The sequence below is a fragment of the Micromonospora sp. CA-240977 genome (assembly GCF_050942285.1).
Lineage (GTDB): Bacteria > Actinomycetota > Actinomycetes > Mycobacteriales > Micromonosporaceae > Micromonospora.
This window is the reverse complement of the sequence record NZ_CP192055.1, coordinates 2,102,785-2,129,467: the sequence shown is the minus strand read 5'-3', so window position 1 is coordinate 2,129,467 and position 26,683 is coordinate 2,102,785. Positions and strand designations below refer to the sequence as shown.

The window sequence follows — 26,683 nt, the reverse complement described above, 5'->3', positions numbered from 1 at the left end:
ATGATTGCTACCATCAAGGCCTTGATGGGTATCAAGATGCGGAGACTCCATGAAAGACAAGGTCGTCCTGATCACCGGCGCCACCAGCGGCGTCGGCTACCACCTCGCCCGCGACCTCGCCGTACGAGGGGCCACGCTTCTGCTGCACGGGCGGGACCAGACCCGGCTCGACGCGGTCGCCAGCGAGCTGCGCGCGTTGACGCCGGCAGTGCGGACGTACCTCGCGGACCTGGCCGACCTCGACCAGGTCCGCGCTCTGGCAGCACGCGTACGTGAACGCGAACATCGGCTTGACGTGCTCGTCAACAACGCCGCCGTCGGTGCGACCGACCCGACCCGACGCGCGGTGAGCCGACAGGGCCACGAACTGCGACTGGCCGTGAACCATCTCGCGCCCTACCTGCTCACCACCGGACTGTTACCGCTCCTGACGACCTTCGCTCCGGCCCGCGTCGTGAACGTGGCGTCGATGGGTCAGGCCCCTCTCGACCTCGACGACCTCGGCTTCGAGAACGACCCCTACGACGCGGTCGTCGCGTACTGCCGGGCGAAGCTCGCAATGATCATGTCCACCTTCGACCTGGCCGCCGATGTGCCGGCCGACGTGGTGACAGTCAATGCCGTGCACCCCGCCCACCTCATGGACACTCCAATGGTGCACGCCAGCGGCCTCACCCCGGTCACCACAGTCGACGCCGGGGTGCTGCCGACACTGCGACTCGTCGCGGATCCCGCTCTCGACGGAGTGTCCGGTCGCTACTTCGACCGCTTCGACGACACCCCGGCCCACCAGCAGGCGTACGACCCCATCGCTCGGCAGCGGCTCGCCGCCGCGACCCGGGCGCTCGTAGCCTGACCGGCGCTAGTAGGTGAAGGTCCAGAGGAAGTAGAAGCCGGGAGCGCTCGGGCCGTACTGGCGGTACTCGCAGTAGTACCAGCTCCACTGCCCGGTCCGGGCGCCCTCGCTGCCGTAGCTGTTGCAGAACTGGCCGTCGTAGTAGACACCGCGCAGCGTGCCGCCCTGCGGGTCCGCCGCAGCCGGAGTGGCGCCGGCCCCGACCAGCCCACCCAGTGCGAGTGCCACCGTCGCCACCAGGGTCGCCCATCTGCGTCCGCGCATCAGGTCTCCTCCCACCACAGTCCGCGGCGCACCGATACTCCCCGTCGAGCCGGGGCCAGGACATCGAAGTTCGTGAACGTAAGGCTTACACGGAGGCGCGCGAATCGATTCCCGACAACGGGCGGCGCTACCGCGATGATCCGCCAGCGCGGTCTCCATCGAACGGGCATCCGCCCTGACCACACGGGGTCAGTTCGGGACGGGCCACAGCGGGACCAAGGGCCGAGCAGGCGGGACGGGTCAGACTCGGTCGATGAGATCGAGGCCGGTCAGTTCCGCCGAGAGCGCCCAGAGCCGGGCCGCCGTACCGCTGTCACCCGGAATGCCGTCGGTGACCTGGCAGTCCACGCAGTAGTCGCCGCCGTACGCGTCGAGGTGGGGCGACGTGGCGGCCCAGACCTGGGTTGCCGCGCCTTGCTCGACGGTCTTGAACAGGCCCGGCGCGGGAGTTCCGTCGGCGTCGATCCAGCCGGCGGCGACCATCTCGTCGACCGCGAGGTGTCGTTGCAACGGAGTCTGGACATAGCCGGGGTTGACGGAGAAGGCGCGGACCCGGTGCGGCCTGCCGAGCAGGCCGAGGTGGCGGGCGAACAGGATGTTCGCGAGCTTGGACTGGGCGTAGGCCTCCCACTTGTCGTAGCCGCGCTCGAACTGCACGTCGTCCCACCGGATCCGCCACGAGGGGTCGCGCCCGGAGGAGACCGAGACGACACGAGCGCTACCGGAGGCGGTGAGCGCCGGCCACAGCAGATTCACCAGCGCGTGGTGACCGAGGTGGTTGATCGCGAACTGCGCCTCCCAACCGGGTCCTACCCGGGTCTCCGGGCACGCCATGACCCCGGCGCCCGCGACCAGGATGTCCAGGGCGGAGTGACCGCGGAGGAACCGTTCGGCGAACGCGCGGACAGAGGCGAGGTCAGCGAGATCGACCTGGTCGACCTCGACCCCGGGTGCGTCGGCAAGCGCCAGCCGCGCGGCGTCCGGCCGGCGAGCGGGGACGACGACCCGAGCCCCGGCCCGGGTCAGCGCGCGGGTGGTGGCGAGACCGAGGCCGGAGTAGCCACCCGTGACGATGGCAGTCCGGCCGGTGAGGTCGACTCCGGCGAGGACGTCTCCGGTCGTGCTGTGGGCGCCGAACATGGTGTCGGCCGTGTCGCTGGTCATGCCGCCGACGCTAGGTGCTAGACCGCGGTCTAGGTCAACGGGTTACGGTCGGCACCGTGTCGGACGGAGACCTGAGCATCGGACAGGTGGCGCAGCGCACCGGGTTGAGCGTGCACACCCTGCGGCTCTACGAGCGCAAGGGCCTGTTGGCCAGCGAGGTACGGCGTGACGGATCGGGCAGGCGTGTCTACAGCGCCTGGGACGTGGAGTGGTTGGCGAACTGCGTGAAGTTCCGCGCCTCCGGGATGCCACTCACGACGATCGGCCGCCTGGCCCAGCTCGTCCGCGAGGGCAGCGGCAACGAGGCCGAACGGCTCGAGCTGCTCCGCGAGCACCGGCGTCACATCACCGAGCAGCTCGCGCGGCTGGGCGACTGCCTCGATCTCGTCAACGTCAAGGTGGCCAGCTACGAAGATCACCTCGCCGCCGGTGCGACCGGAGATCCCTGGTCACCACACGTCCGGCCCCACGGCCAAGCGGAGCGTTCGCGGTGACCAGGCAACCGTCTTGATGCGCGAGTCAGCGAGCGCTCGGCCGGGTACGAGTGAGTGCGCGTCCAGGACGACCTGGTGCGAGCCGTATCGCGACGGGCGTGTCGTTGCGCCGCCGGGCCGCAACCGGCCCCGCAGCCGGGTTGCCTGCACGACGACGGACAGGCCCGCCCCGATGAGCGCGGCGGCCCGTATGCCCCTGCTGTCGCTGCCGTTCATCTCGGCTCCGCCTCCTCTGGAGGGCTGAAGTCTGGCCGTGCGGACATGGGCCAGCGCCGACACGATCGCCTAACCTCTGCGGATATGAGCGCAGGTCCCGAGCAGGCGCCCGCGATGTCGCCCTACGAAGAGCGACGCTGGGCGGAGTTGCAGCGGCACTGGACGAAGAAGGCCGAACGCCGCCAACTACTCCCACCCAGAGCCAGGGCCGCGCTCGGCGAGGCAGGCGGCCAGGTCAGGGATGCCGCCCGCAAGGCAGGCAGGGCCGTCTCGGACGTGACACCCCCGGTGGTCAAGGGGGGCCTTGAGGTGGTGGCCGACGCGGCGCTGGCCCCGGTCGCCAGGCAGGCGGTCCACCTCCTCGAACTCGTTACCGACTGGACGACGGAGCTGGTGGATCCCGAGAAGGTGTTGGCGCATCACCGGGCAGCGGGACGCGACGTCGCGAAGCTTGTGGATCTCAAGGGTCTGGACCTCGAACATCTCGACGGCTTCTCCCGAACGATGGCCCTGCGGTGGCGGACCAACGGTGCGCTCCAAGGTGGCGCCATGGGCGTGCTCGCGATGGTGCCGTTCGCGGGCGGCATCGCCGCCATCACCTTGGACATGATCGTGATGCACGTGCTGAGTACGGCCGTCGCGACGCGCGTCTGTTACGCCTACGGGTTCGACGTGAATGACAATGAGTTGAGCCACCTGGTCGACCGGATGGTGGTGCGCGCCTATCGCAACCAGGCGGGAAAGGTCGAGACCACTCGGAGGGCCGGCGCGGCATTCAACGTCGCCAAGGACCGGGTGCGATGGAGCCAGAAGTTGCGGGATGACCACCAACTGATGGCGGCGGTCGAGAGGCTCATGAAGCAGTTCGCGAACGGGCGCGCGGTTCCGGTCGACAAGGTTGCGAAGGCGATGCCGGTGGTTGCCGTGATCGCCGGTGCTGGCACCAACGCATATGTCCTCGGCGACGTCGTGCGTCAAGCTCGCCGCTACGCCCAGACCCTCCATCTGGCCGAGAAGTACGGACTGCCAGTCCCCGAGAACCTCCGACACCAGGCCGACGCCGACTGACCGGACCCGTCCGGCTGCCGAGGCACGATCTCGGGGTGAACAACCGCGAAGAAGTACTGAAGGGCAACGTCACGACCGGGGTCGTGCGAGTCGGCGACACTGTTCGTCGGCCCCTCGGGCCCTGGATTGAGACTGTCGACCTGCTGCTCGAGCATCTGCACGCCGTCGGGTTCACCGCGTGCCCTCGTCCGATGGGCCGGGACGAGCAGGGCAGGCAGGTGCTGGAGTACGTGCCGGGCGAGATGGGGGCGGCGTCGGGCACGTACTCCACAGCGGAACTGCGCTCGATCGGACAGTTGCTGGCGCACCTACATGAGGCGCTGGCCAGTTTCGTACCGCCGGCCGGCGTCACCTGGAACCAGGTCATCCCGCCCGACCGGAAGGAGATGATCTGCCACAACGACGTAGCGCCCTGGAACCTGGTCAGGTCGGATCGGGGCTGGGTGCTTATCGACTGGGACGGGGCCGCGCCGGGCTCGCGGCTGTGGGACCTCGCGTACGCCGCCCAGAGCATGGCCGGTCTCCGCGCGGACCGGCCGGTGCGGCAGTCCGCGGCACGGCTGCGGACGTTCGTTGACGGCTACGGTCTCGATGACGCTTCCCGTCCGGCGCTGGCCGCCCTGTTGGGCCGCCGCGCCAGGGCCATGTACGACCTGCTGCGTGAGGGCGCCCGGCAGCAGCGTCAGCCCTGGGCCAGGATCTGGACCGAGGACGGGCCCTACTGGCTGGCAACCGCCGACTACCTCGACGCACACCGCGACGCATGGCGTGCGGGGCTGGAGTGATCGGGGCGGAGACCCGCCGGGAGCCGCGACACGTGAATGAATATCTGCTGCGTGACGCGGTGGCCGCAGTGGCCGATGATGAATCTTGTGAGGGGATGGCGGCGGGACACGGTACGGCGGGCCGGACAGGTCCTGTTCTGTGTCGGACTGCTCGCGGCGATCATGTCGATCGTGGCGAAGGCTCTCCACGCCGACAGCCCGGAGGAGTTTCAACGGTGGGGGGCCTGGGCGGACATCGTCGCGGCGTTGTCCGGCGCGGTCGCCACCGTCATCCTGGTCTGGGAGAAGCTCGCTCGGCGCGCGGATCCACCGGTGGTCGACGAGGAGCGGATCGGGCAGGCGGTTGCCGATCTCGCGAGCCGGATCCGGACGGACTGGGCGGAGGAGGCGGTACGGCGGGAGGTCACCCGACCGGCGCCGGTGCTGGTGCACTGGTCGTCGACGGGCCGACCGGCCGCGGCGCGGCGTTTCGTCATCGACGATCGACTCGGGGGTGATTGGCAGCAGTTACCGCTGCGCGGCCAGACCGATGAGTCGAACAACGACATCGTGGAGGCGTTCCGCAGCCTGCCGCACCGACAGCTGATGGTTCTCGGTGACCCTGGTGCGGGCAAGACCGTGTTCGCGATGTTGCTGACCCTCGGCCTGATCCGCCGTCCTGCCGCCGGCGAGCCGTTGCCGGTGCTTCTCTCAATCCACGCCTGGGACACCACCGAGCGGTTGGCTGACTTCGTGGCCCGCCGGCTGGCCGAGGACTACGGTGACGTGCTTGCCGACTACGGCGACCCGCTGGCCTTCGCGCGGCGTCTGGTGGAGAAGCAGCGGGTCCTGCCGATCCTCGACGGCCTCGACGAGTTGCCGGCTGATGCCATCGCGCAGGCGATGGACAGCCTCGACCTGTTCGCCGCGGCAGGGCGGCCGCTGGTCGTGACCTGCCGCAGCGACGAGTACGAGCAGGCCGTGGCGCGCAGCCGCGTGCTGTCCCGGGCGGCGGTGGTCGAGCTGGCGTCGGTGGAAGTCGAGGACGCCATCACCTATCTGTCCCAGCCAGTGCCGGATCCGCGCTGGGAGCCGGTCTTCGCCCACCTGAGGACGCACCAGGACGGGCCGCTGGCGGGGGCGTTCTCCACCCCGCTGATGGTGGCCCTCGCCCGCGGCACTTACCAGGCCGCGCCCACCGCGGATCCGGTGGACCTGCTCGATGCGGCGCAGACCGCCGCCGGGCAGCGCTCGGTGGAGGCTCGGCTGGTGGCGGCCTTCGTCCCCGCGGTCTACCTGCCACGGCCCCGCCGCGGCCCGTCTGACCAGTCGCCGGCCGTCGACGTCACCTACCACCCGGAACAGGCACAACGCTGGTTGATGTTCCTGGCCCGGCACATGAGCGAGCATGGCGTGCAGGACGTGGGGTGGTGGGAGCTGAACCCGCTCATCCGTACCGGCTTCACCGCCATCTCCGGCGGCCTTGTCGCCCTGCTGACGACGCTGCTGTTCGTACCCGTCTTCGGGCCCGCCTTCGGGTTGGTCGTAGCCGCCGTGACGGGTCTTGGCACTGTCGCGGTCGTGCGCTACACGGGCGGGCCGCCGCAGAACATCCACGCGGAGGAGGCAACCCCCCGGTCGGCCCTGTCCAAGGAACGCGCGCGTGCGATCTCCCGAGGCCTACGGGGTGGGGCGCTCATCGGTGTCGCGATCGGCCTGCTGCTGGCGAATCTGCTGGGCCTGAGAATCGGGTACGCCGCACTCTTTGTCGTGGTGTTCGGCTCGGCGTACGCCCTGGCCACCATGCTCGACCACCCGTGGGGCTCGTTCCTCGTTGCCCGACTCTGGTTGGGCGTCACTGGCCGGTTGCCGTTCCGGCTGGCCCGATTCCTCGACGACGCCCACCGCCGGGGTGTGCTCCGCCAATCCGGTGCACGCCATCAGTTTCGGCACCTGATTCTGCAGGAGTATCTGGCCGGCGGGGTGAGTCCGCTGTCCGCCGCGCCTCCCGCGACGACACCGTCGCAGCAGGAGGCGGACGGGTCCGGACCAACGCCACACCAGCAGCGGATCCGCCTCTGCGTGGCGGCGGTAGGCCTGGTCTTCCTGACGATGTTCGTGCTCTCCACCGCACAGTGGGCGCCCACCTATCGGTCCGGAGACCGGCCCGAAACCATAAAGGGCGTGGGCTGCGGCGCTTCCGAGGGTGGCGGGGGCTGCTACGAGTACATTGCCGGCTACCAGTGGCAGGTCGGCCCGGGCGGCCAGGTCAACGCCACCTTCGACTTCCCCAGTAGGCAGCGGGTGATCCAGTTCCGCGGCGTGGCCGGCGAGTTCAAGCTCGCCCGATCGAACCGCTGCGCCAACGCCGTCTTCGAGTGGCAGCTGACCACCGAGGGGCGGCTGTTGCGATCGGGAGGCGTCCGCGCCACCGGGGGTCGACTCGACGCGGCACACGTACCCCCGCAGCAAGCGAAGACCGTCGCGGTATCCGTACGCCGCACCGATACCGAACCATGTACGGCGGTTCTGCACTGGGACCGCCCGGGTGGGCTGTACCGGGGCGTCATCCCTGGCGCTGGTCCGTTGGGCTGACGTCGGTCGGCAGAGCCCGCTACGTACCGTGAGTGGCGCGTCGCCGCTGCCAGTCGCGGCGGGAGGACGAAGATCGCCGATCGCGGCGAGGTCAGCTGGTGATCACCGGCCAGGCATAGGCGAGCAGGGCGCAGGCCGCCCCGAGGAGCGCGAGTGCGACGCCCCGGGTCCGCAGCGGCAGGGCGGTGAGCGCGATCAGGATGACGGCGATGATGTGGAGAAATGCCTGGACCGCGAGGCTCACTCGGGCTGCCGCTTCGGGCTGCCCGTGCCCCTCGACCCGGCCGTGGCGGGGGCGATCCGCGCGACCTCGGACCAGTCCGTGACGTGCGTTCCCAGTCGCAGGCATCCCCGCAGCGCGTTCGACAGCGACGAGGCGAACGCGTGCAGTCCCTGACCTGTCGCGGTGACGAGGTTGTGCCGTTGGACGTCGAGCCAGGCGAGAGCGTCGACGTGGTTGGTGAACTGCGGGTGCGACCGTGCGCCGGCAGGGAGGCGCAGGGGCACACGTAGCACCTGCGAACACCACCGGTCAGCGGCGGCGGGCACGTCGAACAGGTCGACCATGTCGTCCTCGCGAACGGCCAGCGCGGCCAACGGGTCGCCCGCGCGCCGCCGGTCCAGATACTCGCTGATCGCCTCGTGCGGACGGGTCTGCAGGTCCGCCGCGGCGACGCGCAGCGCCAGCGGCAGGTGGGCGCAGTCCTGCGCCAGTTCCGCGAGCGCGGCCTCCTGCCCGGTGACCCGATCCTCGCCGATGACGCGTGCCAGCAGCTCGGTGGCCGCTGGCGGCGCGAGCACGTCCAACGACAGCCGCTGCGCGTCGTGCCGGGCGGCCAGCCCACCGAGGCGACCCCGGCTGGTCACGATCACCAGGCAGCCGGCGCCGCCCGGCAACAGCGGCTGGATGTGCGCGGTGTCTCGGGCGTCGTCGAGCAGGAACAGCAGCTGCCGGTCCGCGACCACGCTTCGGTAGAGATTCGCCGCCTCGTCGACGTCGTCCGGTACCTGTGCGGGCGGCACACCGAGCGCGCGAAGGCAGCGTGACAACGCGTCCAGCGGCGCGAGCGGCGCCCCGGGCGAGTAGCCGCCCAGGTCCAGAAAGAGCTGCCCACCGTCGAACAGCTGCCGCACCCGGTGTGCCCACCGGACTGCCAGCGCCGTCTTGCCGACCCCGGCCGTACCGACGATGGCGACGACCGCCAGGGCGCCGCTCTGCCGAGCCCGACTCAGCATGGCGTCCATCTCGGCAAGCGCGTCGTCGCGACCGGTGAAGGTCGACAGGCTGGCGGGCAGTTGAGCCGGGCGCAGGCCCGCTCCGGCGTCCCCGGCGGCCGGCGCGGGCCGGCTCGGCCGAAATTGCTGCCGCAACACCCGCAGGTGGGTCTCCGCGAGCCGCGCTCCCGGCTCGACGCCCAACTCGTCGGCGAGTCGGTGGCGGATCCGCTCGAACACCCGCAGCGCCTCGGCCTGATGCCCGGACTCGGCCAGCGCCGTCATCAACCGCACGACGAGACCCTCGTGCCAGGGGTTTCCGGTCACCAGTCGGCGCAACGGGGCCACCGCGGCGGCGTGCCGGCCGAGCGCGAACTCGGCGTCGAACAGGTCCTCGGACGCGGCCAGCCGCTTGTCGTGCAGGCTCGCAGCGGCCCCCGACACGAACGCGGCGGACGCGCCCGCGAGTGCCGGGCCGCGCCACAACGCCAGCGCCTGTCGTAACAGGATGGCGGCCGGCTCGTGCTCTCCGGCATCGGCGTGGCGGCGGGCATCAGCGATGAGCCCGGAGAAGACCACCGCGTCCAGGTCGTCGTCGGTGAGTTCGAGACGGTACCCGCCGGATCCCGAAAAGATCATTTCGGGCAGGTCGGCCGCACGGGTCAGTTGTCGCAACCGGGAGACGCAGACCTGGACCTGCGCGCGGGCACGCGCGGGCAACGCCCCACCCCACAGCGCCTCAGCCATTTGTTCCGCCGATACGACCACATTCGCATTCAGCAGTAGATAGGCAAGCACGGCGCGTTGCTGGGGCCGCCCCAACGACACCCGCTCGCCCCGCACCACGGCCTCAACCGGACCGAGCAGGCGCCATTTCATACAACCCCCACCTCAATATATAGACCACATTGTATTCGTCGGTGCCTGCGCGGCTATCGGACGGCTAGCCGATGGCAAGGGGGGCCGAGCAGCCTCATGGAGGACCGGGTGGGTGACCCGAATCAATCTGTAAAGGAGCTTCAATGAGGGGAAGAATCCGCGCTGCCGTCGTCGCCGCGACGGTGCTCGGCCTGGCCATCGCGTCAGTCGGCGTCGCACAGGCCGGCACGCCGTCGCAGCCGTCAATGCGCGACGCACGGGCCGCCGCAATGGCGACGGGCGAGATCGGCAGCGCCGCGAAGGGCGGGATCGGCACCGCCGCGACGTGGTACACCGGCACTGTCGCGGTCGGCGGGACGCAGGGGTGGTCCTGGACCAACGCCCCGGCCGACGCCGCCTATGTGGTCGGCTACAACCCGGCCGGCGCCACCACCTCGACCACGTGCCAGTTCGAGACGATCAGCAGCCAGTACGTCCAACTGTGGGGCGGGCAGCGACAGTTCCAGTTCACCCTCAAGAACGTCGGCGCGATCGCCTGCGCCGCGACGGTGCAGCTCGCTGCGGTGAGCAGCACGGCCTACGCCTCCACCGGCGGCGTCAGCCCGGGAGGCACCCAGACGCACCTCTGGAACATCCCCTGGAACACCAACTGGGTGGTCGGCCTCAACCCGAGCGGCGCCACGAGCACGGCCGCCTGCCAGTTCCGGGTGACGCGCACGTGGTTCGTGCAGCCGGGCGCGGCGGGCGCGCTCCGCCAATTCTGGGTGGAGGTCAAGAACGTGGGGACCGTCGCCTGCCAGACCGATATCCGGCTGGGCTCCACCGCCGTCAGCTACAACTTCACCATCGGCAGCACAGCGTCCGGCGGCACCTGGTCCACGACCTGGAACAACGCGAACCCGGTCACCTCGGTCTACCTGGTCGGCGCGTCACCCCAGGGCAGTTACCCCATCACCTGCCAGTTCGAGGTCACGCGCATGATCTACATCCAGCGCATCAACAGCAACGGGTCATCCCAGCGCCAGATAACGATCTCGTTCAAGAACCTCGGTGGGACCACCTGCGGAGGGATCGCCGAACTACAAACCCTCGCGGCCTGATCCAGCACGCCGTCCCTGCGGCCATCGCACGGCAACCACAGTTGTCGTGCGATGGCCGTGCTTCCGCCTGAGGGGGCGCGGCGGCACACAGTGGTGCGGCAGGGTCCCTGGTCGGCCCGTGGCACCCGGAGGCGGACCACAGGTGTCGCCTCAGCCGTCCGCCTCCCCGTCGTCGCCGGGCACTGTCAGACCCTGCTCGCCGAGGAAGCCCCACCAGTCGTCGTGGTCGAAGCCGATCTCGCCATAGCCGGCGCCGAAGACGTAGTAGGCGAGGAACGAGTCAAGGTCCGACGCGACCTCCAGGAAGAACTCGCGGGCGAACCACTCGTCGGTGGTCTCCGCGGGGAAATACCAGACCGCGCCGGTGTCGCGTCGGATCAGCAGCGGCTCGTCGTGCAGCCGGCCGAAGACCAGCCACTCGCTGGGTTCGTCAGCGACGCCGGTGAACTCGGGCATCGAGTCGAGGTGGGACTGAAGGTCGTTGATGTTCGCGGCCCCGGGCAGGTCGAACGCGCCGGCCAGGATGCCGTCGGCGGTCTCCAGCAGCTCCCGGACCGACTGGGGCAGCTCGGCGGGAATCGTGTCGGCCGGAGCGCCCTGATCTATCTGGGCCCAGACCAGCGTCGCGGGCTGGGCGGCCTCCAGGTCGGTACGCAGCTCCGCGATGAGCTCCCGTAAATCGGGATTCACGCCACCACCCCTGTTCGAAACGGCATTCCACCGGGCGGCTCTCGCTCATTCACCAGATTTCCCGCCGGCATCCCGTTCGTTCTACCGCACGGGAGCCTCAGATTACTGACGCCGACGGTGCCGCCGCACCGCACCTCCCGCACATGGTCGAAATGCTGCGTCCAGCGCAGGTACCACTGTCGAAGGAATGACCGAGACACCTCAATCGCCGACGTCGGAATTGGCAGTGCCGGACCTCCCGGTTACCAGAGGCGGCGCCGCCGGTCGCCGCCATCTCTTCCCCTCCCGAGGGCATCAGTGCCAGGAGTCGCGGCACCCGGGCGCCAGGAGCGATGGCACGGCGCCGGTCACGGGTGCCATGGGGCCACCTTACGAACCGGCGCGGCGGCATGTGCTCCCTCGACCGAGGGCGAACCTCCCGCGGACGGTGGCGGTCGGCACCGCGCGGTGAGCCGTACGATCCTCGGCATGCCCGATGTCGCGGCGCGGTTCGCCCAGCTCGCCGACGAGTACGAGTCCCGCAAGCGGGCGGCAACAGCGCTCGTCGCGCGCTGGGACTGGTACACCTGGCCGGGCCTCGACCTGCGCCCGTTGCGCTTCGAGCGGAGACTACTCAGGCCCGGACGTCGTCTGGAGGCCCGTCCGCCGGTGGATGCCGACGTCCTGCGGCTCGGGTTCGATGCCCAGGGCCGGGTGGCCGTGGTTGAGGAGTACAGCGGGTTCCTGCACGGCCGCCGGTACTACGAGACGTTCTTCCGCCACGGCGATGAGGTTGTCGAGGCAGCGCACTTCGACACCGACGGCCCGATCTACCTGCACGAGTACCGCTTCGAAGACGGGTTGATGCGCTCGGCGGACATGGTCGCGCGACGCGGCTCGGGGCGGGAATCGTACTCGTACACCGAAGGGCGGATCAGCCGCGTCGAGATCGCGCACCACGGTCGTTCGCAGGCCGTCCTGGTGGCCGAGCACGACGACAACGGCCTGCTCCGGCTCGTCGAGGTCGCGGGCAGGAAGACGCGGGAGGTGTACGCCCGACCACCGGCGGGCTTCGACCTCGACGTGGCGTGCCGCGCCCTCGAAGACGCGCTGGTGGCGCTGATCCCGGACGCCGCCGCACGGTTGCCGGTCGACGACCCCGTCGCCTGCCTCGCCCTCAGCTACGCCGGACCCGAGCAGCTGTCGCTCGGGATCAGCGCGGCCACCGCGGACGAGCGCGCCGACCTGCGCGCGCTGGAAGTCCGAGCGGCCTGGTCGCCGCAGGACTTCGAGTCGAGCACCGACATCGACCTCGACGACACCGGGCCGTCGCGGCTGATACGGCAGGAACTCGCCCTGCTCGACGCGGACGACGCCGACGTCGGGGCTGGGTCCGAGATCCTCCGGCGACTGATGTGCGCGGTTGCGGCTCGGCTGAACCGGCGCGACTGGTCGGACACGCTGCCGGTCACCGACGACTTCGTGGTGTACGCGGTCGACCTCGAACTTGTCGACCTGGAACGGAACCTGACCAGCTGCCTGCCACCGGGCCGACTCGCTCAGTTCCGCGAGCGGGGCCTGTGGTGACCCCGCGACCCGAACGCGGCCACGGCATCCGACTCACGGGCTGAACGCATCGCGGCGGACCAGCCGGCGGCCCGTACCGGTGGGTGGTGCCACAGCAGCAGCCGCGCGTCCGGCGACGGGTCAGGGCGTCCAGCGCACGCCCGGGTTCACCCGCCCGGACCAGTCGAAGACGGCCATGTTGTCCCACTGGTTTCCGGTGCCGTTGATGTTGGCCGGGTCCCAGCCGTTGCCGTTGACGGCGTACCAGGTTGGTTCCCAGTAGAAGACGCCGATGGCCCCGGCGTTGCGGGCGGTGTTCTGGACCCAGTCGAACTCCTGGGCCTGCCCGGACCAGGTCGCGGCGATGCCGTCACAGGTCGCGTTGCCGATGGCGTTCGGCTCGTAGTCGGCGTTGTTCCGGGTGAAGGGGTACGCGGTCTCCACGATCACCACCGGCTTGCCGTAGCGGCCGCGCAGGTCGACGATGTTGTTGTAGAGGTTCGCCAGGGTGCCGTGCCACATGCAGTAGTACGACTGGGCGGTGATGTCCCACTGCACACCCTGGGCGCGGATGCCGTCGTAGAACCATCGGGCGTTGGCGTTGCTGTCGGCGTTCGCGGTGTGGATCATCACCGGGATGCCGCCGCCGCACGCCTTCGTCGCGTTGTAGCCCTGCTTCAGCAGGCCGGCCAGCGGGGCGAAGTCGTTGTTGACGACCTTGCCCTCGTTCCACAGCATCCCGACGTTGATCTCGTTGCCGATCTGCACGCTGTCCGGCGGGGTGCCCTGCTGGCTCAGACTGGAGCAGACGTCGTAGGTGAAGGCGTACACGTCGGTACGCAGTTGACTCAGGCTGTGACCGGCCCAGGCGGCAGGTTTGTACTGCTTGCCGGGGTCGGCCCAGGTGTCGGAGTAGTGGAAGTCGACGAGCACCTTGAGGCCCTTCGCCCTGGCCGCTCTCGCCTGGCCCAACACCCTGCTCTTGTTGTTGTAGCCGCTGATCGGGTTGTTCCAGACCCGCAGGCGGACGTAGTTCACGCCGACGGACTTCAGGATGTCCAGTGGGTCGCGGGCGACGCCGGCGGCGTCGTAGTACCTGGCGCCCACATCCAGGCTGCGCTGCAGCGAGGAGACGTCGGCGCCCCGCATGGTGAGCGTGTTCGCGGCGGAGGCGGGCGCGGGCGTGCCGCCGAGCGTGGCGCAGACGGTGAGGATGCCGGCCGTGACAGCCGCGAACAGAGCCCTGCGACGGCGGTGGGGTGCGGCTGGTTGGGTGTTCACGAGGCTCCTTCTCACCAGGGCGATGGGTCGAGGCAGATCAGCCCGTCGTGCAGGGTGCGCCGTTCACCAGGAAGGCGGTCGGCGGCGCGTTGCTGACGCTCCACCGTCCCTGGAGGCCGAAGGTCACCGAGCCGTTTGGCGCGAGGACGCGGTTCCAGTCGAGGTTACGGGCGGTCACGCTGGCGCCGGTCTGGCCGACCGTGGCGCTCCAGCCCGTCGTGACCTGCTGGTCTCCCGGGAAGCTGAAGGTGGCGATCCAGCCGTCGATCGGCACCGTCCCGGAGTTCTGAACCGTCACCGTGGCCACGAAACCGCCCGGCCACTCCGACTGGTTGCGGTAGGTCACCCGGCAGGTCGAGGGCGGCGGGGGCGACGGAGTGGACGTCGTGGGCACGGTGACCGTGTTTGACGCGATTGACACGTTGCCCACCGTGTCCCGGGCCCGCACGTAGTACAGGTTGCGCAGCGGCGTCGACGCGGGTAGCGACGTCGTGTACGTCGTCCCCGGCACGGTGGCGACAAGTATCGAGCTGAACCAGCCGTCGAACCGGTAGACGTTGTAGCCGAGCACCCCGACGTTGTCCGTCGACGGCGACCAGGACAGCGTGGCGGTCGACGCGGTCACCTCGCCCAGGGTCAGGTTCTGCGGCGCGCTCGGCGGGGTGGTGTCCGGGCCGGTGTCCGTCACCGGGGTGACAACGGTCAGCGTGTCCGTCGAGGTCGAGCGGTGTCCGAGGCTGTCCCGGGCGGCCACCCGGAACGAGTACTGCCCACCCGCCCGGAGGTAGCCGGTGATCGTGGCGGTGGTGACGACCCCGACGCTGGCGCTGTAGATGACATCGTCGAACGCCTGGTAGTACGTGATGTCGTAGCCGGCAATGGCGCAACAGCCCGGCGTGGCGGCCGTCCAGGTGAGGGTGACCGATCCGCTCCGGACCTCGCTGGCGGCCAGGTTCGTGGGCGCACTCGGCGGGAAGGGCGAGGTGTTCGGCGTGCTCGGCACCGTCGGCGGCACGGGTCCGGTCGGCTCCGCCGCGGACACCGGGCCCGCACCGGGTGCCGGGCCGATCCCCGGATACGCCGTGGTGCCGGCGCCGGCCACCGGCACGGCGCTCAGAGCGGTGCCGAGCACCGCCGTCGACAGCACGACGACGGCCAGCAGACCCAGCCGCGGACGGCGAAACAGCGAGGACGAACGGACGCCTGTCATGGGTCGACGATGCGCCCTTCGTATCGATGATCGCCAACGTATCTCACCCCTCGGCCTGCGACCGGAGGGCGATCGCCAAGTTATTGACGACGCAACTTTCCAGGCGGTAACCTCGAAGCCCATTCATCGATCTTCATCGAAGTGGGTGTGCCGTGCTGCTGAAATCCATCGCCGTCGCCGCGTCCGTCGCAGGCGTGCTGGCCACCGCCCCCGCCGCCTCGGCGGCATCCGCCCAGGCATCAGCCGAACAATGGCTACCCGGGAACTGCCCACAGGGCATGCTCTGCGTCTGGCCCAACTGGGATCACCCGGCGGAGGGTCCCACCGCGACTCCGTCTCTGGTGACCAACGGCGAATGGTCCGGCAACGTCCCGGCCTTCAACTTCTACAACCACACATCCCGTAACGCCGAGATCACCTGGTCCTACACGTACCTCGGGTCGAACCTGTCCGGCTCGTTGTGTGCCCGCCCCGGCGGAGGCGACCTGTACGTGCCGATGTACGTGACGAAGGTGAGCTGGCAGCCGCGCACCTGCTGATCCCGCACCGGCATCCGGTCATGGCGCCGACGGTTGGCTGGGAGCGATACCAGTCGGGGCGGAATTCAACTCTCCCGATCGCTACACTCGCCGCTACCCGGCACCGCCAGCAGACCCCAGCCTGCGCCCATCCCCATCGAACGGAGACGCCTGTGACCCGCGACAAGGCGGCACCCCCCGGCATCGACCCCCGCATTCCCAGCGTGGCCCGGGTCTACGACTTCTTCCTGGGCGGCAAGGACAACTTCGAGGTGGACCGACAGGTCGCCGAGCACGCCCTGCGCATCACACCGGACGGGCCGGCGGCCGGCCAGGCGAACCGGGCCTTCCTGCGTCGAGTGATTCGCTTCCTCGTCGCCGAGGCGGGCATCGACCAGTTCCTCGACATCGGGTCGGGGCTGCCCACCCAGGGCAACGTGCACGAGGTCGCCACCGAGCAGAACCCGAAGGCTCAGGTGGTGTACGTGGACAATGACCCCATCGTCCTGACCCACGGACGGGCCCTGCTCGCCGCGGAGGGCACCGCGACGGTGATCCAGGCGGACGTTCGGACCCCGCAGGAAATCCTCGACCACCCGGACGTACGCCGCTTCCTCGACTTCGAGCGGCCGATCGGGTTGTTGCTCTTCGCGATCCTGCACCACCTTGGTGACGACGAGGATCCGCGAGGGGTGGCGGCGGCGTTGATCGACGCGCTGCCCTCCGGCAGCTACGTGGCGATCTCGCACTTCCGCGACCCGGCCGAGCGAGACCCCGAGGGCTCCCGCAAGGCCCGCGAGGTCGAGCGGGTCTTCAACGAGTCGCTCGGCACCGGTCGCTGGCGTACCGATGAGGAGATCCTCTCGTTCGCCGATGGCCTGACGGTGTTGGAACCGGGGCTGGTCCCGCTGGCCGAGTGGCGTCCGGAGCCGGGCGCGCCGAGTCCACAGCAGACCGACACCTACCACACCTTTGTCGGGCTCCTCGCCCGCAAACCGTAGCCGCCGATCCGGTGAGGTCCGTCGACGGAGCGCGCTCCGTCGACGGACACGGTGATCACCCGCTGCCGGGTGTGACGGTGTGGTCGTACCATCGGCCGGTACCGGGCCAATTTCCGGCTCCGGTTCACCACCTGTGCGTGGTGCTTCCCCCGAAGCGGGTGGGGCCGGCACTCCGCTCGCCTCGCCACCGGTGTGCACGTCTGCTGGTCTAGGGTCCCTGAGGTGGCCATGGGCGCGCGGGACGTGGTGGGCGTGATCGAGTCAGACCCGGGAGCGATGCGCGTCCTTCGGGCCGCGGCCGACCTTGGACTACCGGACTGGTGGATCGGCGCCGGCTTCGTACGCAACCGCGTCTGGGACGCGATAAGCGGCCTCCCCGTCTCGCCGGAGCGCGACGTGGATGTCGCCTACTTCGACCGGGACGAGCTGGACCCTCGCGCGGACGCACGCGCCGAGGCCAGCGCCCTCGCGGCCCTGCCAGGGGTGCCGTGGGAGATTCGCAATCAGGCGCGGATGCATCTGCGCAACGGCGACGAGCCCTACACGTCCGCCCTGGACGCGATATCGCGCTGGCCCGAGACGGCGACGTGCGTCGCTGTGACTCTGCGGGGCGACGCTGTTCGTCTGGTGTCCTGCCACGGCCTGACCGACCTGGTGGGAATGGTTGTTCGCCCGTCTCCGGCAATGGCCACCGCAACGGGCCGCGCGACGGTACGGCGGCGGGTGGAGGTCAAGGGATGGCTCCACCGATGGGCCGGACTGCGGCTGGAGATCTAGCGTTCAGACAGCGCTCCGGTCGGGCCGGGCGGCCCGATATTCGTCCGCCTCGGCGGGGTGGGTCCACTAGCGTGCCGCCTCATGGAGAACACCACCGTACGCACCGAACGCCTCGAGCTTCGCCCGGTGCGGGACGAGGACGTCGACCGGATCCTGGAGTACCGCAATCTGCCGCAGGTCACGCGCTGGCTACTGCGCACGCAGGTCGACCCCGCCGCCTTCCGCACGGCATGGCGACGCGCGGCCGCAGACCCCGACGACCACAGCATGGCGGCCACGCTCGACGGTGTGGTGATCGGAACCGTCTCGCTCGACCTCGTCGACGGCATGGGCCAACCCGGCATGCCACCACGGACCGAGGCCCACCTCGGCTACATCTTCGATCCCGCCTACGGCGGACACGGCTACGCGACCGAGGCGGTCACCGCGGTGGTGGCGCACGCATTCGACAGCCTGGGCATTCGGAGAATCACCGCCGGCTGCTTCGCGGACAACCTCGCTTCGGTACGCATCCTCGAGAAGGTCGGCATGCGTCGTGAGCAGCACGGCGTCGGCGATTCCTGGCACGCGGAGCTGGGCTGGGTGGACGGCTACACCTACGCCCTCCTCGCCGAGACCTGGCACGGCCAGGCGCGGGTCGGCGTCGGAGACAGCGGTGGCCCGGTCTGATGGACGCCCCGAACCTGCCCGTTCCGCAGGCGTCCGTCAGGTGGTGAGCGCGGAACAGGCAGTGGCGATCGCGGACGGTAGGCCGGTGTCACCGCAGTCGAGCCCCGCGTCGGCACGGCCGACGAACTGCCAGGCCCCGGTCACCTGCCGCAGGAAGAGCTGAGGCTCGGCCAGGACACTGTCGCCGGCCGGCCTGACGACCACCCGCGCGTAGCCGTTCCGGCAGCCCAGGACGGCGACCTTGGCCACGCTCAGCCCCGGCTCCCTGCCGCTCAGGGAGTCCGTGGCCGCGGTGGACAAGGTCGAGACCGCGCACGAGGCGTCCGCCGTCACGACTGCGGCGGGCCCGGTGGTCACCGGGCGGACCGGCGGATGTGGTACGGGGTCCGCACCCTGCCTGGTCGCACCCGGCGTCGGCCGGCCGGCCGACGGCGACCCGGACGGGGTCGGGGCGGACGTGGCGCTCGGCATGGGGGCCGTTGGCGTCGCCGTCGGCGCGCCTGTCATTCCCGACGTGGTCGGGGGCGGCGCGGCGGCCGTCCGATCCGTACCGCCGCCGCAGCCGGCGCTGACCGCCACCGTCGTGACGACGACGGCCGTTGTCCAAGCGACTCTTCGCATTCCCATGTCCGCTCCTGGTGAGTATCGCCGACCGGCTCGGCCGCCGGCTGGCCCGAAGGTAGACGGCCCACCGGGGCGAAACCTGGAACGAACCTTGACGATCCTTTCAGCTTTTCGACCATCCCGGACTGCCACTGTTCTCCAGCCACCGCCGGTCGGACGAGCGCCTGCCGTAGGCGCCGAATCGACGCACGCCACCTGGCGCGAGTCACGACGGCGGGGGCCAAGGACCGCGCCCAGTCCCAGGGCGCTCACGGGAGGAGAACGGAATGAGATTGTCCGACAGGCGCTACGGGCCGCGAGGAGTGGTCCGCCTGGTCGCCAGCGCGATCACGCTGCTGGTCCTGGGGGCGGGCGCAGTGACAGTCGTCGCCACGCCGGCGCAGGCGTCCAGCATCAACGGCCCGATCACCCGGGACGAGATCCTGGACCGGGCGCAGAACTGGGTCGACCGAGGCCTCACGTACACCCAGGACCAGAGCGTCGCGGCTTCCGACGAAGAAGGCACCCACAAGTACCGCCGGGACTGTTCCGGACTGGTCTCCATGGTCTGGCACCTGAACAAGAAGTCGGACGGTTGGGACTACAACACCGACGACTTCCTCCGCGACGGCAACTCGATGTGGTTCACCCTGGGCAGCATCAACGAATTCCAGCCCGGTGACGCCATGGTCCGGGACGGGCACATGGAGCTCTTCGCCTTCTGGGCCAGCAGCAGTGACCACTCCAAGGGCGCGTACGTCTACTCGTTCAACCAGACCGGCGAGACGGTGCGGAACCCCTACCGGAACAGCAACATGGGGAATCTGGGCAAGAACACGTGGACGGACCTCCAGAGCTTCCGACCGATTCGCCGCAGCGGTCTGACCGCGCCCACGCCTCCGCCGGCACCCCCGGCCTCCGGCGTCTCCGGTGACTTCAACGGCGACAACAAGGACGACGTCCTCGCCCGCAGCGGCAGCACCGACGAGCTGTTCCTCTACCCCGGCACCGGGTCGTTCACGACCGACCGGATCCTCGGGTCATCGATCCGGGTGGGCACCGGCTGGGGGCAGTACGACCGCCTCGTCAGCGGCGACTACAACAACGACGGCAAGTCCGACGTCATCGCCCGCAAGGCCGCCGACGGCACCCTGTGGGTGTACACCGGCACCGGATCGTTCACCACGGACCGGGTGTTGAACTTTCCGCCCGTACGTGTGGGCACCGGCTGGAACCAGTTCGATGCGATCTTCAGCGGCGACTTCAACCAGGACGGCAAGTCCGACGTCGTGGCTCGCCGGGCCGCGGACGAGATCCTGGTGCTCTACCCCGGCACGGGGGCGCTCGTGACCGACGCCGTCCTGGATTCCTCGATCCGCATCGGCGTGAGCTGGGGCCGCTTCGACGTGTTCACCAGCGGCGACTTCAACCAGGACGGTAAGTCCGACATCGTCGGCCGAGCGACCGACGGGGTGCTCTGGCTCTACCCGGGCACCGGTTCGTTCACCACCGACCACGTGGTCGACCCGGCCATTCCGATCGGCTACGGGTGGAACAGCATGAACGCGCTGACCGCCGGGGACTTCAACCAGGACGGCAAGTCGGACGTCGTGAGTCGCAAGTCCAGCGACGACACCCTCTGGATGTACCCGGGCACGGGCTCGTTCACCTCCAACCGGGTCCTCTCGTCCCCGGCACGGGTGGGAACGGGCTGGGGCGGCTTCGACCGGATCAGCTGACACAGCACCTCGCACAGGCCGGGCCCGTCATCGACGGGCCCGGCCTGTGCGTACGGGCCCGCAGCGGCGGACACCGTCGGCAGCACGACAGTGTTCACTGGGTGGGGCGCCGGGCAGTTCGCGTGGGTGGACCCGCCACACCCCCACCGCCTCATCGACGCGGCCCTGCTCGAACAACATGCCCAGCAGTCTGGCTCGGCAGTGCCAACAGCCGAGGTCGGCATCGGCACGCCATATCTCCTCCGCCCACGCCACCCAGCCGTGCCGCGCGAACAGGGCACCCAGGGTCGAGGAGTCATCGGAGTGGTAACCCAGCTCATCAGGCTGAGCGGAGTCATGCGTGACGGCCAAGTGTGCCCGCCACACCTCCATCGCCTCGTCAGCCCTTCCGAGCCCGAACAGCAGCCTTGCCAGCGACACAGCAGCTCCGGGACGTCGGGCCGCGGCGCAGGCGCGGAGGTCATCGATCCGGTGGAGCCGGGCCAGCAGGTCGGGCAACTCCTCGCCATGCGTCATCGTCGCGGCGTTACGCATTCTGGCCAGCGCTTCGTCGACACGGCCCACCGCGCAGAGCACTTCGGCCAGGTCATCCACCGGGCGTTCTGGGGCCAGGCCATATCTACGGCGCGCCGTGACGAGCGGCGGACGAGCGAAGGAGACAGGGATGAGAACCGCATTCACCAGAGCCGCACGCCTCACCGCGGCAGCCGTCATGGCGACGGCGGTGGCCCTGACCGTTGCCGTCGGTCCCGCTCAGGCGGACCTCTGGCAGCACACCGACGGGTTCGAGGGGGACCCGGCAGCGGTGTGGGAGTTCCACCGCTCCGGCGCCGGGAGCGGCGCCTTCGAGCTGGGCGCGGGAACGGCCCGGTCGGGTTCGAACAACGCCATTCTCACGACCTCGACCGGCGGCTGGTCCGGGGTGGGCAAGCTGCTCACCGTCCGGCCGCGTACCGCCGGGCACTCCACCACCTGCGGCGGTGGGTTCTTCGTCCGGGCGGTGAGCGGGCCGGCGGTGCTCAACGTCGAGGTGATCGATCCGGCGAGCTGGACCTACCTCGCGCTGCGCACCGTCCGGATCACGGACACCGTCTGGCGGCGGCATGACGTGGCCAGCTACGCGGACGGTCCGACCCAGGTGTTCATGCGGGTCTCCCTGCTCGGTGGCAGCGGTGCCGTACGGGTGGACGACATGGCCTTCCAGTGCACGTACTTCCGCGCCTGAGCAACTCGACCACAGCGGGGCCGGTGCTCGTGGCGCCGGCCCCGCGAGGTCCGCGCGCCCGGTCGACGTCGACGGGTACCGGCTCGCCGAGCGAGTGGCGTTCGGGCGGCCGATCTGAGCCGGCCGGATCAGGCAACGTCGTGCTGGCGCGACAACACCTTCGTCGTACCGTCGCTCATGCCCAGCTCCGCCGGATAGCTGTCGAAGCGCTTGAGGTCGAACTTGCGGACCGCCATGGCCCACGGGTTGTGCGTGGCCAGGTGAACCAGGTGCTCGAAGTGGGACAGGTACGTCTCACCGCGCCGGGCGCGCTCGGCGAGGATGTAGGGCTCCAGGGTGCGCCAGGCCTGCCGGGAGCGGTAGCTGACCGTACCCACCAGGAGCCTCGGATCGACCGCCGCGAAGGCGAGCATCTGGCCCAGGCCGTTGTAGTACAAAGACAGCCGGACCACGTGGTGGCGGGCCTCGGCCGGCAGGTCACTGACGCTGACATCGGGTGCCGGGTGCCGGACGGTCAGCTCATTGAGGACGAAGTCCTCGGCGCGGAGAAACTCGTCGCTCGACCGGTCTCGGGTCAGCAGCTCAATCGCGACGAGGGTCTGGTTGGCGGTCTGCGCCGAGCGCAGTTGGCGTACCGCGAATACGACCGTCACGACAACCGCGATCGCAGACCCGCACGCCGCCACGACATTCGCCAGGTCGGATATCACAAGGCCCGAGGGTAGTGGGTCGAGGCGAGCATCGGCTGACCCGACTCCCGTCACGATCGCCGACCTCGAGCCCACCTCGTCTCCGTGACCCGCGCTCTCAGATCGCGAGGGCCCCGCCGTCCACGGGGAGGAGTACACCGTGGATGTGTGACGCGTCGTCACTGGCGAGGAAGATAACCGCCGCAGCGGTATCCTCCACGGTTCCCGTACGCCTGTCCGGGTTGCTCTCGGCGAGCTTCTCCAGGAGGGGGCGGAGGTCCTCGTTGCCCTCGGTGATGGTGGGTCCGGGGGCGACGGTGTTCACCCGCACACCGTCGGCGGCCAACTCCGCGGCCCACGACCTCGTCAGCGAGTGCAGACCTGCCTTGCTGGCACCGTAGAGCGAGGTGAACTTGATCCCCTCTACGCCGCCGATCGAGCCCATGTTGATCACCGAACCGCCGCCGTGCTCGACCATGCCGGGCACCAGGGCCGCCGTCAGAAGGAACGGGGCCTTGACGTTGACCTCCAGCACCTTGTCGATCTGTTCCTCGGTCGACTCGGTCATGGGGTGCGGCGGCACGAGAAAGGCCGCATTGTTGACCAGGATGTCGATCGGCCGACCCGCCAGGGCCGTCGCCTCCTGTGCAAGGCGGCGAACCTCGGAGCCACCCGCAGAGAGGTCCGCCTCGACGAAGTGGGCGATGCCGCCCTCCGCGACGATTCCGTCGACGATCTGCGCACCGCGTTCCGCTTCAAGTCCGGTCACCACGACGATGGCGCCCTCGCGGGCCATCGCCTCCGCCACACCGCGGCCGATTCCGCTCGTCGAGCCAGTGACCAGCGCAGCGCGCCCTTTGAGGCGATTCATGTCGGTACCTCCGATTCGTGCGACGGCGTCGATGAACACGGGACAGCTAGACCAACGCCTCATTCGCCATAATTGCTTGCGCAAGCAAGTGTACTCCCACAATCGCGACGCAGAGTGACCACACTAGGCCAAGCCGGCAGCCGACCAGGTTGAAAGCCGGGCTTGTCCAGGTACGGCGGTCCGACGGGCGGCCGTCTCTCTCGATCGCCGCAACCAACGGTCCCTACCTCACCAATGCCCGCCGCTCACCTACTGGCCGCGGCGCGCGCTTCTGAGGTTCACCGTCGTTGCTTCCTGTAGAGCTGCCCCACGAGTGGGGCACATCGGGGCCGCGGGGTGCGGCGTATGAGGGTTGCTTCGCAGGGGGTGGGCGCGTCCGGGGGGATGCGTCCGGGGGGTGGGTGCGACCCCGGGGGGGTGGGGTGCGGCCCGGGGGGGCGCCCGGGGGGGGTGCGCCCAGAGGTGGGTGCGCCCAGGGAGGTGCGCCCAGGGAGGTGCGCCCAGAGGTGGGTGCGCCCAGGGAGGTGCGCCCAGGGAGGTGCGCCCAGAGGTGGGTGCGCACAGGGAGGTGCGCGTCCGGGGCGGGTGGGGTCGGGCGTCCCATATGTGGGGCAGCTCTACAGGCCCTGGCCGGACTCCGGCGGCACGGATGAGGGTTGCTTCGCGGGGCGGGGTGCGCGTCCGCGGATGGGGTGGGTGCGTGCGGGGTTGGGCTGGGCGCGTGCGGGGGTTGGGGTGCGTCCGCGGGTGGGGTGCGTGCGGGTGCCCCGCGAGGCCGGATGATTCCGGCGTGGAGATCATCCATCTACTGCGGGCCGGAGTGACCAAACCGCACCCAGATCCGGCAGCCCATACGTCGGAATGTCGCCTACCACCCGGCCGAGCCGGCTCGGCGACCTGCTGTTCGCTGGTTCACTGAGCGTCCCCTCCGCGCTCGCGGCAGATGAGGATGCTGTTCGCCGTCGCGGATGCGACGATTGTTGGCGTGGAGGCGAGGCCGCTGACTCGGCGAGAGCGTGCCGTGCTCGAGGCGCTGCTGGCCGTTGATGTTGAGGGCGTCGGAAACCTGCGGCGCCAGTCCGCGGAAGCGCTCGTCGTCGGCACGTGCGGCTGCGGATGTCCGTCGATCGACTTTCAGCAGGGACGTGGCCTCGGGATGGCCGTCAGAGTCAACGCGAGCGTTCGAGGCTCCCAGGACGGCCTGTTCCTCTACGTCATCGAGGAACCTGAGCGTGGGGAGGTGCTCGGTGGCATCGAGTGGGTCGGCGTTGGGGAGGCTGATCCCGACGAGCTTCCATCGCCCGAACTGCTCGATATCCGAGCTGTGTGATTCGCCAGTCCAACCAGCCCTGTCCCACGTCATCGTGCGTCCGCTCAGGACTGTCGCGGATCACGGCAGAAGCGGACGATGCCGCACGGTCATGTCGGCTCGCGTGGATGCGGAATCTCGGTGGAGCGATCCAGCCCCGTCGGTGAGGATCAGGGTGTGTCCGTTCCCGCCCGTCAGATCCGCGCCCGCTACTCGGCCGACACCATCACGGTGTACCAGGCGTACCCGCCGCAGATCGCGCTGCCGGCGGTGACAGCCGGCAGGTTCGTGTCCCCCTTTCAGCGGGGCCGGATGACGTGGGTCAAGCCCTCCTTCCTGTGGATGATGTACCGCTGCGGCTGGGCCACCAAGCCAGGACAGGAGCGCGTGCTCTCCATCGACATCACACGGGAGGGATTCGAGTGGGCCCTGACGCGAGCCTGCCTCAGCCACTACGACCGAGAGCTGCACGGCGACAGGGCAACCTGGTCACGGCAACTGAAGGCCAGCCCGGTCCGAGTGCAGTGGGACCCGGAACGGTCCCTGCATCTGACGGCGTTGCCGTACCGGTCACTGCAGGTTGGGTTGTCCCGCGAGGCCGTCGACCGGTACGTCGAGGACTGGGTTGTTGCCATCACCGACATCACCCCCATGGTGCACCAGGTCCGGGACCTCCTGCGCAGCGGCGACGAACAGGCGGCATCAGCTCAACTCCCTGTCGAGCACGTCTACCCGCTACCGGAGCGGATCGCCACCGGTCTCAACGCCAACCCGGACGTCACCACCGGCAAGGCGCCCCAGCAGCAGCACGAACAGTGATGGCCGCTCGGCACGGCGAAGCGCCTCGGTCGCGGCCAACTGTGCGCCGAAGGCGGCTTCACCTGCGGTGGGCGTATGCCTCCTCCCGGGCTTCCAGGAAGGCATCGACCGGATTGCCGCAGTAGTTCCAGGTCCACCCGCCGACTCGGTCGCCGAGCAGGTCGAAGACCCGGGCCGCGGCCTCCAGTTCGGCGGCCATCTTCAGTCCCATCGCGATCGCGTTGGCACGGGGTACCCAGCCGAAGCTGGGCGTGAAGGCTGGGTGGAGGACCGACTTCTCCGCGGCGGCCAGAATCTCGGCCCGTACCTGCGGCGAGCGGATGTACTCGTCGTCCTCCCCGCGTGACAGCGACAGCCACTTCTCGATGTGCGCGATGACCACGAGTTCCGGCAACAGGCTGCCGTCCGGCGCCTTTGCAGTGGCCTCGCGGGCGAACGTGAACATCTGCTCGTCGCTGCCCAACCACTTGGCGCAGAGGTACTGCAGACGATGCTCGTGCGCGACCACGTGGGCCGGGTGGCGCCGCACCACCTCGTCGAACCGGGCATGCGCCTCGTCTGCGGCCACCTGGCGGCCACGCGACGACATGACCAGCCAGGTCCAGGCGGTCACGTCGTCGGGATCCCGATCGACGACCTCGTTCAGCAGGTTCTCCGCGGTCCGGAGCCGGCGGGAGAACTCGCGGAACTGGTCCTCCGCAGTGTGTTCGGCGCGCTTGGCGCCCCGGGCCTCCCAGGCCCAGTACACCGCGTGGCAGCCCTGGATCAGCAGGGGAAGCGTCGAGTCCGGCTCGGCGTCCACCCATTCGCCGATCCAATCCTGTACGCCGTCGACGTCTCCCACGATCTCTACCAGGTACGCCCGGGTGTCCGGGTCGGTAGCGGCGACGAGGATGTCTCGCGCTGTCCTCCAGTCCCGAACGCCGAAAGCGTCAATGAGCGCCCGCGCCCGCGGGTCACCCTGCGCTGGATCGATGACGAGTCCGACCGGCTGCCGACGCCCCTTGAATGGCCACATGTGGATCACCCTCCCCCGCTCTGGCCGAGGAGTCTACGGTCCGCCCGATCACCAGGAGACGTCTGGTGACTCGGGGCAGCGCACAGGACCTCCAGTCTTGCTCG

General features: G+C 69.7%; 27 protein-coding genes. 15 read left to right on the top strand and 12 right to left on the bottom strand.

Features of this window, described 5'->3' with window-relative positions:
* Window positions 1-49 precede the first annotated feature (49 nt).
* Complete coding sequence (locus ACQPWW_RS09970) at window positions 50-856, top strand: SDR family NAD(P)-dependent oxidoreductase (protein WP_433131301.1); 807 nt, start codon at window positions 50-52, stop codon at window positions 854-856.
* A 6-nt stretch (window positions 857-862) separates the two neighbouring features.
* Here ACQPWW_RS09970 and ACQPWW_RS09965 read toward each other — a convergent pair whose 3' ends face one another.
* Together ACQPWW_RS09965 and ACQPWW_RS09960 are read right to left on the bottom strand one after the other, a co-directional pair.
* Complete coding sequence (locus ACQPWW_RS09965) at window positions 863-1,120, bottom strand: hypothetical protein (protein ID WP_433131299.1); 258 nt, start codon at window positions 1,118-1,120, stop codon at window positions 863-865.
* A gap of 240 nt (window positions 1,121-1,360) precedes the next feature.
* Window positions 1,361-2,284 (bottom strand): SDR family NAD(P)-dependent oxidoreductase, encoded by a 924-nt coding sequence (locus ACQPWW_RS09960; RefSeq protein ID WP_433131297.1) that lies wholly within the window; start codon window positions 2,282-2,284, stop codon window positions 1,361-1,363.
* A 56-nt stretch (window positions 2,285-2,340) separates the two neighbouring features.
* Here ACQPWW_RS09960 and ACQPWW_RS09955 point away from each other — a divergent pair, with 56 nt between their 5' ends.
* The 4 genes from ACQPWW_RS09955 to ACQPWW_RS09940 all read left to right on the top strand — a co-directional run bounded on the left by ACQPWW_RS09955 (window position 2,341) and on the right by ACQPWW_RS09940 (window position 7,421).
* The gene (locus ACQPWW_RS09955; RefSeq protein ID WP_433131296.1) at window positions 2,341-2,778 is read left to right on the top strand and encodes a MerR family transcriptional regulator; all 438 of its coding nucleotides are present in this window, start codon (window positions 2,341-2,343) and stop codon (window positions 2,776-2,778) included.
* Between the two features lie 300 nt (window positions 2,779-3,078).
* Complete coding sequence (locus ACQPWW_RS09950) at window positions 3,079-4,062, top strand: EcsC family protein (protein ID WP_433131294.1); 984 nt, start codon at window positions 3,079-3,081, stop codon at window positions 4,060-4,062.
* 35 nt (window positions 4,063-4,097) lie between these two features.
* Window positions 4,098-4,847: a phosphotransferase enzyme family protein gene (locus tag ACQPWW_RS09945; RefSeq protein WP_433131291.1), complete on the top strand. Its 750-nt coding sequence runs from the start codon at window positions 4,098-4,100 to the stop codon at window positions 4,845-4,847.
* A 171-nt stretch (window positions 4,848-5,018) separates the two neighbouring features.
* Window positions 5,019-7,421 (top strand): NACHT domain-containing protein, encoded by a 2,403-nt coding sequence (locus ACQPWW_RS09940; RefSeq protein ID WP_433131289.1) that lies wholly within the window; start codon window positions 5,019-5,021, stop codon window positions 7,419-7,421.
* A gap of 91 nt (window positions 7,422-7,512) precedes the next feature.
* Here ACQPWW_RS09940 and ACQPWW_RS09935 read toward each other — a convergent pair whose 3' ends face one another.
* Both ACQPWW_RS09935 and ACQPWW_RS09930 read right to left on the bottom strand, forming a co-directional pair.
* Complete coding sequence (locus ACQPWW_RS09935) at window positions 7,513-7,665, bottom strand: hypothetical protein (RefSeq protein ID WP_433131287.1); 153 nt, start codon at window positions 7,663-7,665, stop codon at window positions 7,513-7,515.
* Window positions 7,662-9,515, bottom strand: coding sequence for a BTAD domain-containing putative transcriptional regulator (locus ACQPWW_RS09930; RefSeq protein WP_433131285.1), 1,854 nt, complete (start codon window positions 9,513-9,515; stop codon window positions 7,662-7,664). The genes ACQPWW_RS09935 and ACQPWW_RS09930 overlap by 4 nt, the downstream gene beginning before the upstream one ends.
* Window positions 9,516-9,658: 143 nt before the next feature.
* Between ACQPWW_RS09930 and ACQPWW_RS09925 the strand changes: the two genes are divergently transcribed.
* A complete protein-coding gene (locus ACQPWW_RS09925) occupies window positions 9,659-10,615 on the top strand; it encodes a hypothetical protein (RefSeq protein WP_433131283.1) in 957 nt (318 codons plus the stop codon).
* A 150-nt stretch (window positions 10,616-10,765) separates the two neighbouring features.
* Here the strand turns inward: ACQPWW_RS09925 and ACQPWW_RS09920 are convergent, their stop codons facing one another.
* Complete coding sequence (locus ACQPWW_RS09920; RefSeq protein WP_433131281.1) at window positions 10,766-11,305, bottom strand: SUKH-4 family immunity protein; 540 nt, start codon at window positions 11,303-11,305, stop codon at window positions 10,766-10,768.
* A gap of 468 nt (window positions 11,306-11,773) precedes the next feature.
* Here ACQPWW_RS09920 and ACQPWW_RS09915 point away from each other — a divergent pair, with 468 nt between their 5' ends.
* Window positions 11,774-12,871, top strand: a complete 1,098-nt coding sequence (locus ACQPWW_RS09915; protein WP_433131279.1) for a hypothetical protein — start codon at window positions 11,774-11,776, stop codon at window positions 12,869-12,871.
* 120 nt (window positions 12,872-12,991) lie between these two features.
* Here the strand turns inward: ACQPWW_RS09915 and ACQPWW_RS09910 are convergent, their stop codons facing one another.
* Together ACQPWW_RS09910 and ACQPWW_RS09905 are read right to left on the bottom strand one after the other, a co-directional pair.
* Entirely contained in the window at window positions 12,992-14,131 is a 1,140-nt protein-coding gene (locus tag ACQPWW_RS09910) for a glycoside hydrolase family 53 protein (RefSeq protein ID WP_433131277.1), read from the bottom strand.
* A 37-nt stretch (window positions 14,132-14,168) separates the two neighbouring features.
* Complete coding sequence (locus ACQPWW_RS09905; protein ID WP_433131275.1) at window positions 14,169-15,341, bottom strand: cellulose binding domain-containing protein; 1,173 nt, start codon at window positions 15,339-15,341, stop codon at window positions 14,169-14,171.
* 152 nt (window positions 15,342-15,493) lie between these two features.
* Between ACQPWW_RS09905 and ACQPWW_RS09900 the strand changes: the two genes are divergently transcribed.
* From ACQPWW_RS09900 to ACQPWW_RS09885, 4 genes are all read left to right on the top strand, one after another.
* Window positions 15,494-15,880: a hypothetical protein gene (locus tag ACQPWW_RS09900; RefSeq protein WP_433131273.1), complete on the top strand. Its 387-nt coding sequence runs from the start codon at window positions 15,494-15,496 to the stop codon at window positions 15,878-15,880.
* 152 nt (window positions 15,881-16,032) lie between these two features.
* Window positions 16,033-16,860 (top strand): SAM-dependent methyltransferase, encoded by an 828-nt coding sequence (locus ACQPWW_RS09895; RefSeq protein ID WP_433131271.1) that lies wholly within the window; start codon window positions 16,033-16,035, stop codon window positions 16,858-16,860.
* Window positions 16,861-17,088: 228 nt separating this feature from the next.
* Window positions 17,089-17,637 (top strand): nucleotidyltransferase family protein, encoded by a 549-nt coding sequence (locus tag ACQPWW_RS09890; RefSeq protein ID WP_433131269.1) that lies wholly within the window; start codon window positions 17,089-17,091, stop codon window positions 17,635-17,637.
* 81 nt (window positions 17,638-17,718) lie between these two features.
* The gene (locus tag ACQPWW_RS09885) at window positions 17,719-18,306 is read left to right on the top strand and encodes a GNAT family N-acetyltransferase (protein ID WP_433131267.1); all 588 of its coding nucleotides are present in this window, start codon (window positions 17,719-17,721) and stop codon (window positions 18,304-18,306) included.
* 36 nt (window positions 18,307-18,342) lie between these two features.
* On the opposite strand, the gene ACQPWW_RS09880 is transcribed toward ACQPWW_RS09885, so the two are convergent.
* Complete coding sequence (locus ACQPWW_RS09880) at window positions 18,343-18,663, bottom strand: hypothetical protein (RefSeq protein ID WP_433131265.1); 321 nt, start codon at window positions 18,661-18,663, stop codon at window positions 18,343-18,345.
* Between the two features lie 533 nt (window positions 18,664-19,196).
* On the opposite strand from ACQPWW_RS09880, the gene ACQPWW_RS09875 reads away from it, so the two are divergent.
* On the top strand, window positions 19,197-20,648 hold the full coding sequence (locus ACQPWW_RS09875; protein ID WP_433131263.1) for an FG-GAP repeat domain-containing protein: 1,452 nt from the start codon (window positions 19,197-19,199) through the stop codon (window positions 20,646-20,648).
* A 27-nt stretch (window positions 20,649-20,675) separates the two neighbouring features.
* Here the strand turns inward: ACQPWW_RS09875 and ACQPWW_RS09870 are convergent, their stop codons facing one another.
* Window positions 20,676-21,242: a hypothetical protein gene (locus tag ACQPWW_RS09870; protein WP_433131261.1), complete on the bottom strand. Its 567-nt coding sequence runs from the start codon at window positions 21,240-21,242 to the stop codon at window positions 20,676-20,678.
* Between the two features lie 70 nt (window positions 21,243-21,312).
* Here ACQPWW_RS09870 and ACQPWW_RS09865 point away from each other — a divergent pair, with 70 nt between their 5' ends.
* Window positions 21,313-21,873 carry a hypothetical protein gene (locus ACQPWW_RS09865; RefSeq protein ID WP_433131259.1) on the top strand — a complete coding sequence of 187 codons (561 nt, stop codon included), beginning with the start codon at window positions 21,313-21,315 and terminating at the stop codon, window positions 21,871-21,873.
* A 128-nt stretch (window positions 21,874-22,001) separates the two neighbouring features.
* Here ACQPWW_RS09865 and ACQPWW_RS09860 read toward each other — a convergent pair whose 3' ends face one another.
* Both ACQPWW_RS09860 and ACQPWW_RS09855 read right to left on the bottom strand, forming a co-directional pair.
* Window positions 22,002-22,526: a DUF4760 domain-containing protein gene (locus ACQPWW_RS09860; protein ID WP_433131257.1), complete on the bottom strand. Its 525-nt coding sequence runs from the start codon at window positions 22,524-22,526 to the stop codon at window positions 22,002-22,004.
* Window positions 22,527-22,680: 154 nt separating this feature from the next.
* Window positions 22,681-23,472: an SDR family NAD(P)-dependent oxidoreductase gene (locus tag ACQPWW_RS09855; RefSeq protein WP_433131255.1), complete on the bottom strand. Its 792-nt coding sequence runs from the start codon at window positions 23,470-23,472 to the stop codon at window positions 22,681-22,683.
* A 904-nt stretch (window positions 23,473-24,376) separates the two neighbouring features.
* Here ACQPWW_RS09855 and ACQPWW_RS09850 point away from each other — a divergent pair.
* Window positions 24,377-24,763 (top strand): hypothetical protein, encoded by a 387-nt coding sequence (locus ACQPWW_RS09850; RefSeq protein ID WP_433131253.1) that lies wholly within the window; start codon window positions 24,377-24,379, stop codon window positions 24,761-24,763.
* 156 nt (window positions 24,764-24,919) lie between these two features.
* On the top strand, window positions 24,920-25,561 hold the full coding sequence (locus tag ACQPWW_RS09845; RefSeq protein WP_433131251.1) for a DUF4291 domain-containing protein: 642 nt from the start codon (window positions 24,920-24,922) through the stop codon (window positions 25,559-25,561).
* Between the two features lie 58 nt (window positions 25,562-25,619).
* Here the strand turns inward: ACQPWW_RS09845 and ACQPWW_RS09840 are convergent, their stop codons facing one another.
* Window positions 25,620-26,579, bottom strand: a complete 960-nt coding sequence (locus tag ACQPWW_RS09840) for a DUF4034 domain-containing protein (protein WP_433131249.1) — start codon at window positions 26,577-26,579, stop codon at window positions 25,620-25,622.
* Between the last annotated feature and the right edge of the window lie 104 nt (window positions 26,580-26,683).

Coding starts and splice junctions, on each gene's coding strand:
- ACQPWW_RS09970 (WP_433131301.1), top strand. CDS start 50: ATGAAAGACAAGGTCGTCCTGATCACCGGCGCCACCAGCGGCGTCGGC.
- ACQPWW_RS09965 (WP_433131299.1), bottom strand. CDS start 1,120: ATGCGCGGACGCAGATGGGCGACCCTGGTGGCGACGGTGGCACTCGCA.
- ACQPWW_RS09960 (WP_433131297.1), bottom strand. CDS start 2,284: ATGACCAGCGACACGGCCGACACCATGTTCGGCGCCCACAGCACGACC.
- ACQPWW_RS09950 (WP_433131294.1), top strand. CDS start 3,079: ATGAGCGCAGGTCCCGAGCAGGCGCCCGCGATGTCGCCCTACGAAGAG.
- ACQPWW_RS09930 (WP_433131285.1), bottom strand. CDS start 9,515: ATGAAATGGCGCCTGCTCGGTCCGGTTGAGGCCGTGGTGCGGGGCGAG.
- ACQPWW_RS09925 (WP_433131283.1), top strand. CDS start 9,659: ATGAGGGGAAGAATCCGCGCTGCCGTCGTCGCCGCGACGGTGCTCGGC.
- ACQPWW_RS09915 (WP_433131279.1), top strand. CDS start 11,774: ATGCCCGATGTCGCGGCGCGGTTCGCCCAGCTCGCCGACGAGTACGAG.
- ACQPWW_RS09905 (WP_433131275.1), bottom strand. CDS start 15,341: ATGACAGGCGTCCGTTCGTCCTCGCTGTTTCGCCGTCCGCGGCTGGGT.
- ACQPWW_RS09890 (WP_433131269.1), top strand. CDS start 17,089: ATGGGCGCGCGGGACGTGGTGGGCGTGATCGAGTCAGACCCGGGAGCG.
- ACQPWW_RS09885 (WP_433131267.1), top strand. CDS start 17,719: ATGGAGAACACCACCGTACGCACCGAACGCCTCGAGCTTCGCCCGGTG.
- ACQPWW_RS09875 (WP_433131263.1), top strand. CDS start 19,197: ATGAGATTGTCCGACAGGCGCTACGGGCCGCGAGGAGTGGTCCGCCTG.
- ACQPWW_RS09865 (WP_433131259.1), top strand. CDS start 21,313: ATGAGAACCGCATTCACCAGAGCCGCACGCCTCACCGCGGCAGCCGTC.
- ACQPWW_RS09850 (WP_433131253.1), top strand. CDS start 24,377: ATGAGGATGCTGTTCGCCGTCGCGGATGCGACGATTGTTGGCGTGGAG.
- ACQPWW_RS09840 (WP_433131249.1), bottom strand. CDS start 26,579: ATGTGGCCATTCAAGGGGCGTCGGCAGCCGGTCGGACTCGTCATCGAT.